We start from the raw sequence: 14,400 nt of genomic DNA, 5'->3' as shown, positions 1-14,400 counted from the left end.
TGAACTGGTTCTGGTTGGGTTCGGTGGCGTCGGGTTTCATCTCGTTCTCGGCGGTGACCATGTTGAACTCACGCGCCGCGATGGTGGTGTAGGCGGAGTCGCCGAGGCGGCCGGCGGCGATCGCGGTACCGAAGTAGCGGCCCGACTGGGCGGCCGCGGCGCCCAGCGTTGTCGCCGCCGCGTCGGCCGAGCCGACCGTTACCAGGGACACGCCGGCCACGGCCAACGCACTGGTGGCCGCCGCCAGTATCACTCGGGGACGACCCCGTCCGAGCAGACGTTTCATGACACTCCTTCGCAGATGTCCAATGACGATCCGGGCAGGCGCGGGTGCGCCCTGAGCACCCGCCAGGGAAGACACGACGGCGGTTGACGCGACGCCGGTGGGTCTGCCCCGACCCTGCCCTGCCGTACCGCGCCCGGACCCGCAACCCCGACCGGCCCGGAACGCCCCGCGCGTGGCATCCGCCGGCCTCGAAATGGTTGGGAAACATATCGGTAACTGCGACGGACGATACCTAGCACACATCCATCGGTCAACGTCGATAATTTTCGGTACCCGCCCGCCGGGAAGCCGTCCCGGCGGCGCCCCTCGTCTACCCTCTGGTCATGACACTGGTGTGGGTGGTGCTGGCCCTCGTGGCCATCGTCGCCGCTGCCGCGGTCGGGTATGTCGGATGGCGAGACCGCCACCGGCTCCCCTCGGTCGAGGATGGCGCGGCCGGTCGAATCGCGGCGGCAGAGGCGGAGCGGCAGGCGGCCGACAGGCAGGGCCAGCAGGGGACGACCTGGGACCCGGGCAAGCCCGCGCAATGACGGCGGCCCTCGCCGGTGCTGCCTCTCAGCGGCCGCCGGTCGCCTCGGCCGGGATCGGCCCGGCCGGTCGCCCGGCGGCGGTCGGTCCGGCGGGCCGACGCAGCACGACGAGCACGACCAGGAACGCGGTGACCAGCAGTCCGGCGCCGACGGCGAAGGCGAGGTGGTAGCCGCCGGTCAACGCCGCCGCCGGACTCGCGCCCGTGGCGGCCAACCGCCCGGTACGTCCGGCGGCCAGCGTGGACAGCACGGCGACGCCGAGCGCCATGCCGATCTGCTGGGTGGTGTTGAACAGGCCGGAGGCCAGTCCGGCGTCGGCGTCCCCAGCGCCGGACATGCCGAGCGCGGTCAGCGCGGGCAGGGCGAGCCCGAAGCCGGCACCGAGCAGCATCACCGGCAGCAGGTCGGTGAGGTAGTTCGCGTCCTCGGGGACCCGGGTGAGCAGGCCGAGCGTCCCTACCAGCAGCGCCAACCCGGTGAGCAGCACGACCCGTTCACCGAACCGGGCGATCAGCCGGGCCGAGAAACCCAGCGACAGCACGCCGATGGCCAACGCGGCGGGCAGCATCGCGACGCCGGTTTCGGTGGCGTCGTAGCGGAGCACCTTCTGCAGGAACAGGGCGACCAGGATCTGGAAGGAGAACAGGGCGGCCACCATCAGCACCTGCACCAGGTTGGCGCCCCACACCGGTCGTGACCGCAGGATCCGCAACGGCATGAGCGGGGTCGCCGCGGTGGCCTGCCGGACGACGAAGCCGGCCAGCAGGGCGAGGGCCAGTGCGCCGCCACCGAGGGTGTGTGCCGACGTCCAGCCGTACTCCTCGATCGTGACGACGGTGTAGCTGCCGAGCGTCAGGCCGGCGGTGACCAGCAGGGCGCCGGCGACGTCGGCGCCGGCCGCGAGGCCGAGGCCGCGGTCGGCGGGCAGCACCCGGGCGGCGATCGCGAGGGTGGACAGGCCGATCGGCAGGTTGATCAGGAAGATCCATTGCCAGCCGAACGCGTCGGTGAGGACGCCGCCGAGTACCGAGCCGATCGACGCGCCCGCCGCGCCGGTGAAGCTGAACACGGCGATGGCCCGGCCGCGCTCCCGGGGCGTGACGAAGAGCGTCACGAGGATGCCCAGGCTGACCGCGGCGATCATCGCGCTGCCGACGCCCTGCAGGAACCGGGCGCCGATCAGCAGTGCCGGACCGCCGGCCAGGCCGGCCAGCGCGGACGCCGCAGTGAACACGGCGGTCCCGACGAGGAGCATGCGTTTGCGACCGATCAGGTCGCCGAGCCGGCCGGCGAGCAGCAGCAGGCTGCCGAAGGCGAGCAGGTAGGCGTTGACCACCCAGCTCAGGCCGGCGGGGGAGAAGCCCAGGTCGGCCTGGATGGCCGGCATGGCCACGGTGACGATGCTGCCGTCGAGGATGATCATCAACGTGCCCGCGGCGAGCACCGCGAGGGCGAGCCGGCGCGGTACGGACGCGACCGGCGCGGGACGAGTGGACATGGGTGGGCCTCCTGTCGGATGAGCTGACAGGAAGGACCGTAGCGGATAGTTTTGTTACAGACAATCTTCTTCGGTCTTATTCGCCGCGCTGACGGGCCCGACGGGCCGGGGAGGGGTTCTCGGTCGGGCCGGACAGATGGCCGGTGACCAGCCGGTCCAACGCCCGCAGCAGCACCGTCCGCTCGTCGTCCGGCAGGGCCGCCAGGGCCTCCCGGTGCACCCGGTCGACGATCTCCTGACTGTGTCGGGCCGTCCGGGCACCCTTCTCGGTGACGGCGATGATCCGGGCCCGCCGGTCGGTGCTGGACGGGCGGCGCTCGGCCAGGCCGGCCTTCTCCAACGCGTCGACCGTCACCACCATCGTGGTCTTGTCCATGTCCCCGATCTCGGCGAGCTGGATCTGGGTGCGTTCCTGCTCCAGCGCGTGCACCAGCACGCAGTGCATCCGCGCGGTCAGCCCGATCTCGGCCAGCGCCGCCGCCATCCGGCCGCGCAGGGCATGGCTGGTGCGGTCCAGCAGGAACGACAGGTCCGGTTCGGCCCGGGTGGGTGACATGGCGGTCATGCTCACCAGGATAGACCGCTCTTCGGTCCGTGACAGATCATCCAGAAGTGGACGTCATCCCGCGGGCCGGCGGGCCCGGACGGGTGGCAGGACGTACCGGTCGGGGCGGTCAAGCCGGCGAACGGGTTCAGCGGCGGCGCCACCGCAGCGGCCCGGGATGCACCGACCACACCGCCCGGCGCCACCAGGGCAGCCCGGCGCGCAGCGCGTCCGCGTACGCCACCGCCCGCGCCCCCGCGGTCCGGGCCTGCTCGTCGCTGGCCGTACCCGGGGCGAAGCTGGCCAGGTTGACCAGGTCCGCCAGCTCGTCGATCGGCGGTGGCGGCGCCGGCGGCGACCCGGACCGCGGCCGGCGCCGCGGGGCCGGCGCGGCGGCCTCGGCGCGGGCATGCTCGGCCACCTCCGTCGCCGCCAGGTGCGCGGGCGCCGGACGGCCGGCCAGCCGCAGCGCGTCGGTCACCTCCCACCAGGCGCCGGCGATCCGCTGGGCCGGGGTGCCCTCGGTCAACCGACGCCGGCGCCGACCCCGGCGCAGCAGCACCACCGTCAGGGCGAGCCCGCACAGCACCAGCAGCACCGCCGACGTGCCGCCGGCCGCCAACACCGGGGTCGGGACGCCGTGGTCGGCGCGGGCCGGTCCGGCGGCGGGTGGTGCGGACGGGGTCGGCTCGGTGGTCGGGGCCGGCTCGTCCGGGGTGGGCGGCGGTTCCTCCGGTTTCGGCTTGAAGTCCTCCTCCACCGGCCGCGGTGGGGTGTTCGGCCGGGGCAGCGGGTTGAACGGCACCCAGCCCAGGTCGGTGAAGAGGACCTCCGGCCAGGCGTACGCGTCCGCGCCGCGCACCACCGCGTCGCCGGGCTGCGCGGCGAAACCCACCACCACCCGGGTGGGCAGCCCCATCAACCGGCCGAGCACCGCGTACGCGGCGGCGAACTGCTCCGAGGTGCCGCGCTGGCCACCGCCGTTACGCGGTCCGAACAGGAAGAAGTTCAGGTTCGGGTAGGCGTGCCCGCTGGGCGCGTCGGCCACCAGCCGGTAGTGCTCGCTGAGGAACTGCTCGATCGCGGCGGCCCGCGCGTACGGGGCGCCGTTGTCGTTCGCCAACTGTTCGGCCAGGTTGCGCAGCTGATCCGGTGCCCCGTCGGCCACCCGCAGCACCCGGGCGACCTCGTCCCCGGCCGGTACGTTGGCCGCGGCCAGCAGCGCGGTGTCCGGGTGCTCGCGGACCGAGGTGACCGCGTACCGCACCCCGGGCGCCAGCCCCTCCGGCCGGATCAGCGTGCCGCTGCCCTCGTCGTAGGCGACTCGGGCGCCGGTGACCTGCCGGGGCGTGGCCACCGCCGGCAGCAGCCGCCCGGTCAGGTCGGCGACGGTGATGTCCTGCCGCACGGTGTCCACACTGGAGCCCGGGTTCGGCCGGGCCGCCGGCAGGATCCGTCCGGCGTTGCGGTAGGTGGCCCCGACCCGCCAGGTCACCCCGTCGTAGTCGGTCAGCACGGCGAGCCGGATCCGGGTCCCGGCCGTCGCGGCGGTGTCCCCGTCGGGCTGACCCGGGTCGGGCGGTCCTCCCGCGTCGGGTTGGCCGGAGGCTGGCGCGGCGCCGGTCCCGACGGTGCTGGTGTGCACCTCGAACAGCCGCTGGTCGGGGTTCAACGCCCAGCCGGAGATCCGGATCAGGGGATTCTCGTCCAGGCTGTCCACCTGCGGCGGTTGCACGTACCGGCGGGGGTCCACCGGGTGGCGGTCGACCCGGGCGGCCACCTGCGGACCGACCACCGCGGCCAGCGCGACGACCACCGCCAGCCCGGCCGCGACCCCGGCCAGCACCCGCAGCCGGACCGCCGTGCCGAGCCCGGCGGTCGGGTCCGACCGTGCGCTCCCGGCCGTGCCGCCCGCCGACCCGGCGGCCCCCGGCCCGTCGGTCGCGGCACCGCCGGTCGGGGCGGCATCGCCCCGGGCCGGCCCGACCGAGCCGCGACGCAGCGCCAGCCCGGTCGCCGCCACGGCCGCGAACGCCACCGTCGACCAGATCGCCGGGTCGGCGTTCGGACCGACCACGTACAGCGCCCCGGCGTAGAGCAGCGCCGGCGGGACGTAGCCGAGCAGCACCCGACCGGTGCGCAGCAGCACCTCGGCACCGGCCAGCCCGGCCAGCCAGGCGGCCACCAGCGGCACCAGCACCGTGTCCGGCACCGGCTCGACCGGGATCATCGCGGTCAGCAGGCGGGGGATGCCGTTGGCGGCGGCGTCGGCGACCACCGACCCGAAACCGCCGGGCAGGGCGGCCCGGCGGGCGGTGAACCACACCGCGAACCCGACGTAGCCGGCCAGGGCGGCCACCGACAGCGGGGCGACCAACCAGGACGGCAGCCGCCGGGCGGCGACGCCGACCGCCACCGAGCCGACCGCCGCGCCGAGCAACAACCAGGCCAGCAGCCCGTCGGCGTAGACCCGACCGAGCACCGCGCCGGCCAGCCCGATCAACGCCACCAGCAGCAGCGGCAGGACCGCCCCCCGCAGCCGCCTCACCACCGGCGTACCCCGTCCCACTCGGCCGCGAAGTCGGCGCCGTCGGCGGGCTCGATGACCAGCAGCCGGGACGCGCCGGACGGGCCGCCCGCGCCGCCGAAGACCGCGACCAGCACCGACGGGTACGCCCCGCGGAGCCCTTCGAGGTGGCCCAGGTCGGCGCGCCCGCCCGGCCCGGTCAGGAACACCAGCGTGTCGCCGGGCCGGTCCCGGCGCAGCCGGGCGGTGACGGTCCGCAGCGGCGCCACCGGGTCACCGGCAGCCGGCCGGCGCAGCGTCGCCGCGGCCAGCCGGTCCAGATCGTCCAGGCCACCCGCCGGCGCGGCCGGTCCCGCCGCGCCGTCCCGACCGACCCGCGCCCATCCGCCGATCCGGCCGGCCAGCCCACCACCGGCCCCCGGCTTCCCGTCGGGTGCCGCGTCGTCGTCCGGACCCGCCCGGCCGGGCTCGTCGTCGTTCACCAGGACCAGGGTGACCGGCAGGTCCTCGCGGCGGGCCGCGGCGACCACCGAGGCCGCCGCCTCGCAGGCCGACTCGAACGTCTCGGCCGGTGCCGCGCCGGTCGGAGCGGGGTGCGCGCCGAACCGGTTGTCCAGCAGCACCACCAGCCGGGGCAGGCTGGTGTCCAGGTGTTCCCGGACCATCAACTCGCCGACCTTGGCGCTGGTGCGCCAGTGCACCCGGCGCAGCTCGTCGCCCACGACGTACTCGCGCAACGAGTCGAAGGTGATCGAACCGTGCGGCACCCGGTCGATCCGGCCGTCCAGGCTCCGGGTCACCCCGGTGGGCACGGCGTTCAGCAGGTGGATCCGCGGATGCACCCACACGTACGCGACCTCACCGTGCGCCCGGGACAGCGACAGCAACCCGAGGGCGTCCCGGCCGATCACCCGCAGCGGACCCACCGGCACCACCCCACGCCGGTCGGTCGGCACCGGGTAGTCGACCGTGGTGTCCCGGCCCGGCCGCAGCCGCAGCAGCGGCACCGCCACGCTCCGGTCCCCGCACCGGTCCTGGGCGACCAGGTTCGCCGACCGCAGCCGGCCGGTGTTGCGCACCGTCAGGCTCATGCTGGCCGGCTCGCCCCGACCCACCCGGTCCGGGTCCGCGACCCGCCGCACGGCGAGCCGGGGCCGCCACAGCAGGTGCCCCACCGCACAGGCCAGCGCCAGCAGCGCGGCGGTGCCCAGCAGCGCCAGTTCGGCGTAGCCGAACCGGAACCCGGCCACCAGCGACGCCAGGCCCGCGAGCAGCAGGCCGACGCCGCGGGAGGTGATCCTCACGCCGGTACGCCGGGTCAGGCGCCGGCCGGGGCGAGCTGCCCCGACGGCAGCGGCACCGGCACCGACGCGACCGCCTCGGCGAGCACCTGACCGGCGCTGACCCCGCGCACCTGGGCGTCCGGGGCGAGCAGGATCCGGTGCGCGAAGACCGGCTCGGCCAGCGTCTTGAGGTCCTCCGGCTGGATCCACCCGCGCCCCTCCATCAGGGCGTACGCGCAGGCGGCCCGGGTCAGCGCGATCACCCCGCGCGGGCTGACCCCGACCCGGACCTGCGGGTGGGTCCGGGTCGCGGCGGCCAGCCGGACCGCGTACGCGTAGAGCGGGTCGGCGATGTGCACCCGCTGCGCCATCCGGACCAGCTCGCCCACGGTCTCGGTGTCGGTGACCGCGGGCAGCGACTCGGGGGAGCGGACCGTGGCCCCGCGCAGCACCTCGATCTCGGCCTGCTCGTCCGGGTAGCCCACCGAGAGCTTCACCAGGAACCGGTCCAGCTGCGCCTCGGGCAGTCGGTAGGTGCCGTCCATCTCGACCGGGTTCTGGGTGGCCACCACCAGGAACGGCCGGGGCACCGGGTGCGGCGTGCCGTCGACGGTGACGGTGCGTTCCTCCATCACCTCCAGCAGCGCCGACTGGGTCTTCGGCGACGCCCGGTTGATCTCGTCGGCGATGACGATGTTGGCGAACACCGGGCCGGGATGGAACTCGAAGGCCCGGTTCGCCTGGTTGTAGATGGTGACCCCGGACACGTCGGCGGGCAGCAGGTCCGGGGTGAACTGGATGCGCCGCCACTGGCCCCGCACGCTCGCCGCGACCGCCCGGGCCAGGGTCGTCTTGCCCACCCCCGGCACGTCCTCCAGCAGCACGTGCCCCTGGGCGAACAGCGCCGTCAACGCCAACCGGACGACCTGCGGCTTGCCCAGCACGACCGCGTTGACGTTCGCCGCCAGCCGGGCGGCCAGGGAGGCGAAGCTCTGCACCTCCTGCTGGCTGAGGGGCCCGAGGTGCGGGTTGAGGGGCCCGGGGCTGTTCACGAGGGTGGTGCTCCTTGCCTTTTCTGGTCGCCGTGTCGCCGTGTCGCCTGTCGTCCCGGCGGGCGGTGCGGGTCGGACCTGCGAGTGTGCCGGGTGCCCGCGCCGCGCCGGTCAGCAGTCCGGCAGCTGGTTGATGTTGTCACCACCGTCGAGGTTGAGCCACGCCCACGGGATGTAGTTGCGGCCGTTCCAGCTGACCTGCACCCACCAGGTGCTCTGCTTCTGGTTGTTGTAGATCCAGGAGTCGACGTTCTCGCCCCGCACCTTGCAGTACGCCTGCAGCCGGGTGCCCGGCTTCGCCCAGCCGACCTGCTTGTCGTTGTCCTGGCGAGCAACGCTGAAGATCTCGTTGCCGTTGCGGCCGGAACGGTCGCTGTCGCAGTAGGTGCGCTGGTCACCGCTCGGCCCGTTGTTGCAGGTAGCGGTCCCCCACAGGGCGTCGGTGGTTTCCGCCCGCTGGGCGGTGCCGGTGCCGGCGGCGTTGCGGGCAGTCACCGTGAACGTGTACTTGGTGCCCGGGGTCAACCCGGTGGCCCGGATGCTGGAACAGTTGCCGTTCACCGCCGCCTTGCCGCTGGGGGTGAGCGAGCAGGTGGCGTTGCCGCCGCCGTCGTCGACCGTGAAGCTGATCGTCACGGCGGTGGCGTCGACCGAGGCGCCGGTGATCGTCACCCGCGGCTGCGCCACCGTCCGCGCCGGCTTGCTCGCCGGCTGGCCCGGCCCGGCCTCGTTGACCGCCCGCACGGTGACCGTGACGTTCTGCCCGTCGCCCAGGCCGGTCAGCTTGGTCGAGGTGCCCGCCACGTCGACCTTGCGGCCGGCCGCCTCGACCACGTACTTCGTGATCGGCCGCCCGTTGTCGGTCGCCGGCGCCCAGGCCACCTGGATCGCGCCGGCCTCGCCGGCCACGGTGCTGGCGGTCAGGCTCTGCGGCGCGCCCGGGGCGGCGAACGGCACCACCGTGTTGCTGATCGGCGACGGCTTGGACCCGGCGCCCTTCTCGTTGACCGACACGACGGCGAAGGCGTACTGGGTGCCGTACTGCAACTCACCGGCCGGCACGACCAGCTCCGTCTTGGTCGACTCGCCGACCGGGGCGTTGGCGCCCGGCGACACCGCGGTCACCGCGTACTTGACGATCTTGCGGCCGAGGCCGTTGCCGGCCGGCCACTTCACCAGCACCGTGCCGTCCGGCCGCTCCTGCGCGGACACGCTGGGCGGGGCGTCCGGCACCTCGGAGGTCGGCACCACCGGGTTGCTCATCCGGTCCGGCCCGGCGCCCTTGCCGTTGACCGCGTGCACCGAGAACCGGTACGTCTGCCCGTTGGTCAGCCCGGTGACGTCCACCGCGCGCTGGTTGGCGCCCACCTCGACGGTGCGCCCCGCGCCCTGGACCACGTACCGGGTGATCGGTGACCCGTTCGCCGCGGCCGGCCGCCAGCTCACCCGGGCCTGCGCGTTGCCGGCCTCGGCGGTGACGTTGCGCGGCGCGCTCGGCTTGCCGACCAGCGGCTTCTTCGGCGGCGCCGGCGGCGCGGCCGGCGGCGGGTCGCCGCCGAGTACGTCGTTGGCGTACTTGTCGACCACCTTCACCTGGCGCTGGTCGTCCACCACCCGGGCGGTGGACGAGTTCGGCGCGTTGATGAACAGGTGGTTCTCCCGTACCTCCAGCTCCAGCGGCCCGTTGGCGCCCTTGACGTCGATCCGGGAGGCGAGCTGACCGGCCGGGTCGAACGCGTACACCGTGCCGGTGGTGTTGTCGGTGCAGTAGAGCAGGCCGGCCCAGGCCACCGCCGGCTGCAGCCCGTCACCCTGGCCGGGCACCGTGAACTGGCGTACCGCGCCGTCGGCGTCCACCACGTAGACGTGCCGGTCGTCGGGCACCGTCACCGCGATCTGTCCACCGCTGGTCCGGGCCGGCAGCGAACCCGGACCGGAGAGCTTGAGCGCCACGGCCCGCGTCTGGTCGCCGTGCACCGTGGTCAGCGTGCCGGTGGTCCGGTCCAGCACCGCGACCCCGCTGTCCAGGGTGGACAGGTTCAGGTCGTGGTTGGCGTCGGCGACCGGGACCGTGCGCACCTGACGCGGGCTCAGCCCGCCGGCGCCCGCCGAGCCCGACGGCACCGCCGCCGGGCTGATCGCCGACACCGTGCCCTGGCTGGGGATACCCACCCACAGCTCACCGGCGCCGTCGAACGTGCCGCCGGTGATGCCCGGCGGGAAGTTGATCGCCTCGCCGACCGGGGTGAGTGACCGCGGGTCGAGCTGCCGGACGACGCCCCGGACCGCGTCCACCACGAACGCGGCGTCTTTGCCCAGCGCGACGCTGACGCCCAGCCCCACCGCCGTCCTCGTCGTGGCCGCCACCTGCAGGGTGGCCAGGTCCAGGGTGCTGACCAGGCCGCTGTTCAGGTCCCGCAGGATCAGCAGCCGGTCGTTCTGGGCGACCTGCACGGCGTGGTTACGCGCCTGGTCGACGCCGGTGCGGGTGTCCACCCGGCCGGTGATCCCGTTGACCCGGGCCAGCTCGCTGCGCGCGGCACTCCACAGCCAGGAACTCGCGTCGTAGTTGGCGGCGGCGTTGTCGGCCGAGCCGAGCCCGAGCACGGTCAGGCCCATCGCGGCCGCCAGGGCGACCACCACCCCACCGGTGACCAGCCCGCCGCGCCACCGCGATCGGCGCCGTGCCGGCGACACGGCCTGCGCCGCCGGATCGTCCGCGCCGATGGTGCCGTTACCCGTGGTGACCACAGCCGGCCGCCTTTCCGTCCCCAGGTCCGATCGGCCCCGGGTACGCATCACCGCGACGCGCCTGCCCCCGAGCCGGGTGCCATCTTAGGGCGCGGTGGACGAAGACGTGAACCCGCACGGTAGGTCTGTGCACACGGTACGTGCCGACGCCGGACGGCCCTGCCGTGTGGGTGGCAAACCAGCAGGTCAGGGCCGTCCTTTTCGGAATCGATCAGCGCGGCGGGGAGCTCGGTCGGTTGGTACAGATCTGCCCGGAGGTGGCGTAGGTGTCCGCCGAGTAGACCGCCAGCACCGTGAAGCAGTAGTTCAGTCGCGGGTTCAGCCCGTTGACCGTGTACTCCGTCCGGCCCGGGTCCAGCGTGGCCAGCGCGCCCAGCTTCTGCCCGGCCTGGCCGCCCGCCACGATGAACGGCACCCCGCCGGAGGCCGGGTCCGACCAGTGGACCGTGATGGACGACTGACGGTCGATGAGCTTCAGGTTGTCCGGCGGGTCGCCGCCCACGCCGGGCTTCCCGTTGGCGGTCGGCCCGGGCCCCGGCTTCCCGGCCTGGTTGACCAGCACCAGCACCCCGGCCACCACCAGCGCCAGCACGACCACCACACCACCGACGACCGCGAACAACCTGGTGTTGCGTCCGGCGCCGCGAGCCGGCGCGGCGTCCGTGGCCGGTTGCGCCGGTCCCGCCGGGTACGCCCCGGGCTGTCCCGCCGCGTATCCCGGTTGCTGACCGGGGTACGCGGCGGCGGGCGGCGGCCCGCCCGACGCGTACCCGGGATCGAACGGTGTCCCCGGCGCGGGGTGACCCACCGGCGGACCCGGCTGCGGGAAGCTCGGCGGGCCGGCGAACCCGGGCGGGTAGGGTCCGGCGGCCGGGTGCGACGGCGTGCCCGCGGGCCCGTACGGCGGTGCCGGATCCGCCGCCGGGACACCCTCGCCGTACGAGGGGCCGGAGGCCGGCGCGTACGGCGGTCCTACGTACGGGGGAGTGGGCCCGTACGACGGACCGGAGGTCGGCATGACCGACGGCGTGGCGCTCACCGGCGGTGCGGTGTCCGCCTGCGGGGTGGGACCGTAGCCGGGTCCGGAGGTCGGCGCGGCCGGCGGCGGGCCGGGGACAGCGGGCGGCTCGGCGGGGTACGGCGAGGCGGAGGCCGGTGCGTCCGGGGGCGGCTGCGGTGCGTGGCCGGGGGACGCGGCTGCCAACCCCGCCAACGGCTGGGCGGGCGGCTCGGCCGGTGGCGGCGCGGCAGCCGGGAACCGCGCGCCGGAGGCCGGCGCGTCCCGGGTCGCCGGTGGCGTGGCCGGCGTCGGGATCGCGGAGGTCGGTGCGTCGCGGGACGCCGCCGACGCGGGCGGGTGCGCCAGCGTCGACGGCGCGTCCGGCCGCGGGATGGGCATGGTCGGTGGCTCCGCCAGCGACACGGTGGGCGGTTCGGGGATCGCCGCGGTCGGGGTCTCGGACTGTCCGGCCGCCGTCGCCGGGGCCCGGTCCGGTGCCGTGGCCGGTCCGGTCGGCTGCGGCGGCGCTGCCGCCGGATGCTGACCGGGCTGGGCGGTCGTCGGGTGCGGGCCGGGTGGCGCCGTGGTCGGTGCCACCGGGGCGGCGGGGGCGGGCATCGTCGGCGGGGCCGGCTCGGTGGCCGGCGCCGGCCGGGGAATGGCCATCGTCGGTTCGTCCGGCACCGGACCGGGCGCCGGAGCGGGTGGGCCGGGCGGCGTGGTCGCGCCCGGTCGCGGCGCCTGGGCCGGCAGCACGATCGGAGCGGTCGGTGGCTCCGGCTGCGGACCCAACCCGCTCACCGGCTGCGGCTGACCGAGATACTCGCGCGCCGTCCGGACGGTCCAGTCGTCGTCGCCGAACACCGTCGGACCGTGCATGGCGACCCGGGTGAACGCCTTGCGCGCCTCGTGCCGGTTGCCGAGTTCCTCCGCCACCCCAGCCAGCTCGAACGAGATGGCCAACAGCAGCGGGTCGGCGTCGCCCCACCGGCGCTGGCCGGCGGCGAACGCCTCCTCCAGCACCCGCCGGGCGGCGACCGGATCGTCGGCGGCCCGATGCATCCGGGCCAGCAGGTGCGCGGTGGCCAGCACCTCCTGATGATCTTCGCCGTACGCGGGCCGAGCCGCCTCGATGGCCAGGGTCAGCAACCGGCGGGCGCCCGCGGAGTCACCGGCGTTGGCCATGCCCTGTGCCTGGCGCTGGACGGAGGGGAGGTGTGGTGGCTGGGACACGCCCGCAATGCTGCCTGGTGGACCAGGTGCGGCGCCAGCCAGACACGGTCAGGTGTTGGCGTTGGAACCCGGTCCCAGCCCGGAGCGGGTGCCGGCGCGGGAAAGTGGTCCTCGCGGGTCGGCCCGCTGGCCGGGTGGTGACGGCCGCCACAGGTCGCTGACCAGGTGCGGGACGGCCGCCGTGCATGATCGTCTGGCGGCGTGTACAGTAATGCCCCGTGCGGCCCGCCGGGCGGCGATTGGCTGATGTGATCAACCAATTGACGCGGGTAGGCTCGTAGTGCAGGTCCGGGTGGCGGAATGGCAGACGCGCTAGCTTGAGGTGCTAGTGCCCGTATAGGGCGTGGGGGTTCAAGTCCCCCCTCGGACACCAGTTTTCCGCATCGGTGCGCAGTTTCCCGTACCGGTGTTCAAGGGGCTTTGAACACCTCGTCCTCCAATCATTTTCGTCGATGCCGACTGCCGGCGCTGAGGCGAGGTGGTCGTGGTGACCGTCTCGTTCGTGCCCCCGGTGATCCCCAGGACTGTTCCGGACCGCGGTGCCCTCGTGCGGCGGGATCGCACCCCGCCACCCGTGTCGGCGTTGGAGCCCGGGTCGGGCCGGTCGTCGGGCACGGTCTACGCGTTGAGCGCGGTGGACAAGAGCGGCCGTGTCGCTGACCGCAGCGTCGTGCGGGTGTTGGGCTGGACGCCCGGCAGCCGGTTGGACGTCCGGGAACGTGGCGGGCTGATCGTCGTCCGTCAGGTTGACGACGCCGTTTACCGGGTCGACGCTCGTGGCCACCTGCACCTGCCGTTGGCGGTGCGGCGGTGGTGCCGTTTGGCCGCCGGTGACCGGCTGCTCCTGGCTGCCCACCCCGGCGATGGTGTGCTCGTGGCGTATCCGCTCGCGGTGTTGGACCGCCTGCTGGCTGTCCCGCATGCGGGAGGTGATGCGGCGTGAGCGGGACCGACGTCGAGCGGCCGGAGTTGGCGGCCGCCCGGCTGCTGCTGGAGCGGATGGGTATCTCCCCGGGGGACCTGCTGCAGGTGACACCGGTGGGCCGGTCGGCTCCCACGTTCGCCGAGTACGTGCCCGTGGTGGCGGCTGCGGTGTCGCCGGGTACCCGGCGGGCGTACGGCTCCTATTGGAACCGGGTGGTGCAGGCCTGGGGCGACCGGCGTATTGACGAACCTCGTCCGTCGGAGATTGAACAGTTGCGTGCCCAGGTGCAGGCGAATGTGGTGGCCCGGCGCAACGCCCGTGGTGGCCGGTCGGCGGCGGAGCATCTGGTGGCGGCGTTGCGTTGCCTGTATCGGCGGGCGGTCGCGGACGGCTACCTCGACGCGGCCGACAACCCGGCGTTGAAGGTCGACAAACCACGCCGGCTGCCCAGCAACCGTCGAGCCATCGGGGATGCCCGGTTGGCGCAGATCAACGAGGTGGCCGCCAGCACGGGAGACGATCCCGGATTGGACAGTCTGCTGATTCGCTTGCACACCGAGACGGCCTGCCGTCGTGGTGGCGCCCTGGCGTTGCGTCCCCGGGACCTGGACACCGATCAGTGCCTGGTCTTCCTGCGGGAGAAGGTGTCCCGCACCGGGTTTGATGGAGATATCGAAACCTGGGAGGAACAGCAGCGATGCCGGCACCGAAGAAGTACAACGATGAGTTGCGTGAGCGTGCGACGCGGCTGGCGGTCGAGGCTCGCCGGGA

General features: G+C 74.3%; 10 protein-coding genes, 1 tRNA gene and 1 pseudogene. 4 read left to right on the top strand and 8 right to left on the bottom strand.

The genetic code is table 11. From position 1 onward, the window contains the following. A partial coding sequence (locus tag ACFOX0_RS33010; protein WP_377553386.1) for an endo-1,4-beta-xylanase occupies positions 1-286 on the bottom strand: 286 nt, incomplete at its 3' end. Between the two features lie 323 nt (positions 287-609). On the opposite strand from ACFOX0_RS33010, the gene ACFOX0_RS33005 reads away from it, so the two are divergent. After that, positions 610-816 carry a hypothetical protein gene (locus ACFOX0_RS33005; RefSeq protein WP_377553384.1) on the top strand — a complete coding sequence of 69 codons (207 nt, stop codon included), beginning with the start codon at positions 610-612 and terminating at the stop codon, positions 814-816. Positions 817-841: 25 nt separating this feature from the next. On the opposite strand, the gene ACFOX0_RS33000 is transcribed toward ACFOX0_RS33005, so the two are convergent. The 7 genes from ACFOX0_RS33000 to ACFOX0_RS32970 all read right to left on the bottom strand — a co-directional run bounded on the left by ACFOX0_RS33000 (position 842) and on the right by ACFOX0_RS32970 (position 12,704). Further along, positions 842-2,314: an MFS transporter gene (locus tag ACFOX0_RS33000; RefSeq protein WP_377553381.1), complete on the bottom strand. Its 1,473-nt coding sequence runs from the start codon at positions 2,312-2,314 to the stop codon at positions 842-844. Positions 2,315-2,390: 76 nt separating this feature from the next. Continuing rightward, on the bottom strand, positions 2,391-2,879 hold the full coding sequence (locus tag ACFOX0_RS32995; protein ID WP_377553379.1) for a MarR family winged helix-turn-helix transcriptional regulator: 489 nt from the start codon (positions 2,877-2,879) through the stop codon (positions 2,391-2,393). Between the two features lie 127 nt (positions 2,880-3,006). Beyond that, positions 3,007-5,409, bottom strand: a complete 2,403-nt coding sequence (locus ACFOX0_RS32990; RefSeq protein WP_377553377.1) for a DUF3488 and transglutaminase-like domain-containing protein — start codon at positions 5,407-5,409, stop codon at positions 3,007-3,009. Further along, positions 5,403-6,689, bottom strand: coding sequence for a DUF58 domain-containing protein (locus ACFOX0_RS32985; protein ID WP_377553375.1), 1,287 nt, complete (start codon positions 6,687-6,689; stop codon positions 5,403-5,405). The genes ACFOX0_RS32990 and ACFOX0_RS32985 overlap by 7 nt, the downstream gene beginning before the upstream one ends. A 14-nt stretch (positions 6,690-6,703) precedes the next feature. Further along, positions 6,704-7,720, bottom strand: a complete 1,017-nt coding sequence (locus ACFOX0_RS32980) for an AAA family ATPase (protein ID WP_377553373.1) — start codon at positions 7,718-7,720, stop codon at positions 6,704-6,706. A 111-nt stretch (positions 7,721-7,831) separates the two neighbouring features. Continuing rightward, positions 7,832-10,519, bottom strand: coding sequence for a fibronectin type III domain-containing protein (locus ACFOX0_RS32975; RefSeq protein WP_377553389.1), 2,688 nt, complete (start codon positions 10,517-10,519; stop codon positions 7,832-7,834). A gap of 163 nt (positions 10,520-10,682) precedes the next feature. Continuing rightward, positions 10,683-12,704 carry a fibronectin type III domain-containing protein gene (locus tag ACFOX0_RS32970; protein ID WP_377553371.1) on the bottom strand — a complete coding sequence of 674 codons (2,022 nt, stop codon included), beginning with the start codon at positions 12,702-12,704 and terminating at the stop codon, positions 10,683-10,685. Between the two features lie 286 nt (positions 12,705-12,990). On the opposite strand from ACFOX0_RS32970, the gene ACFOX0_RS32965 reads away from it, so the two are divergent. The 3 genes and pseudogenes from ACFOX0_RS32965 to ACFOX0_RS32955 all read left to right on the top strand — a co-directional run. Beyond that, positions 12,991-13,077: transfer RNA gene (locus ACFOX0_RS32965), tRNA-Leu, on the top strand. Between the two features lie 114 nt (positions 13,078-13,191). Beyond that, positions 13,192-13,647 carry a hypothetical protein gene (locus ACFOX0_RS32960; RefSeq protein WP_377553370.1) on the top strand — a complete coding sequence of 152 codons (456 nt, stop codon included), beginning with the start codon at positions 13,192-13,194 and terminating at the stop codon, positions 13,645-13,647. Continuing rightward, positions 13,644-14,400: pseudogene (locus ACFOX0_RS32955) on the top strand (hypothetical protein); the annotation flags it as partial. The gene ACFOX0_RS32960 and the pseudogene ACFOX0_RS32955, both read left to right, overlap by 4 nt.

It is taken from the genome of Micromonospora zhanjiangensis (genome assembly GCF_042650605.1).
In the GTDB taxonomy this organism is placed as follows: domain Bacteria; phylum Actinomycetota; class Actinomycetes; order Mycobacteriales; family Micromonosporaceae; genus Micromonospora_J; species Micromonospora_J zhanjiangensis.
The sequence above is the reverse complement of the archived record's forward strand: the minus strand, read 5'-3'. Positions and strand labels throughout refer to the sequence as shown.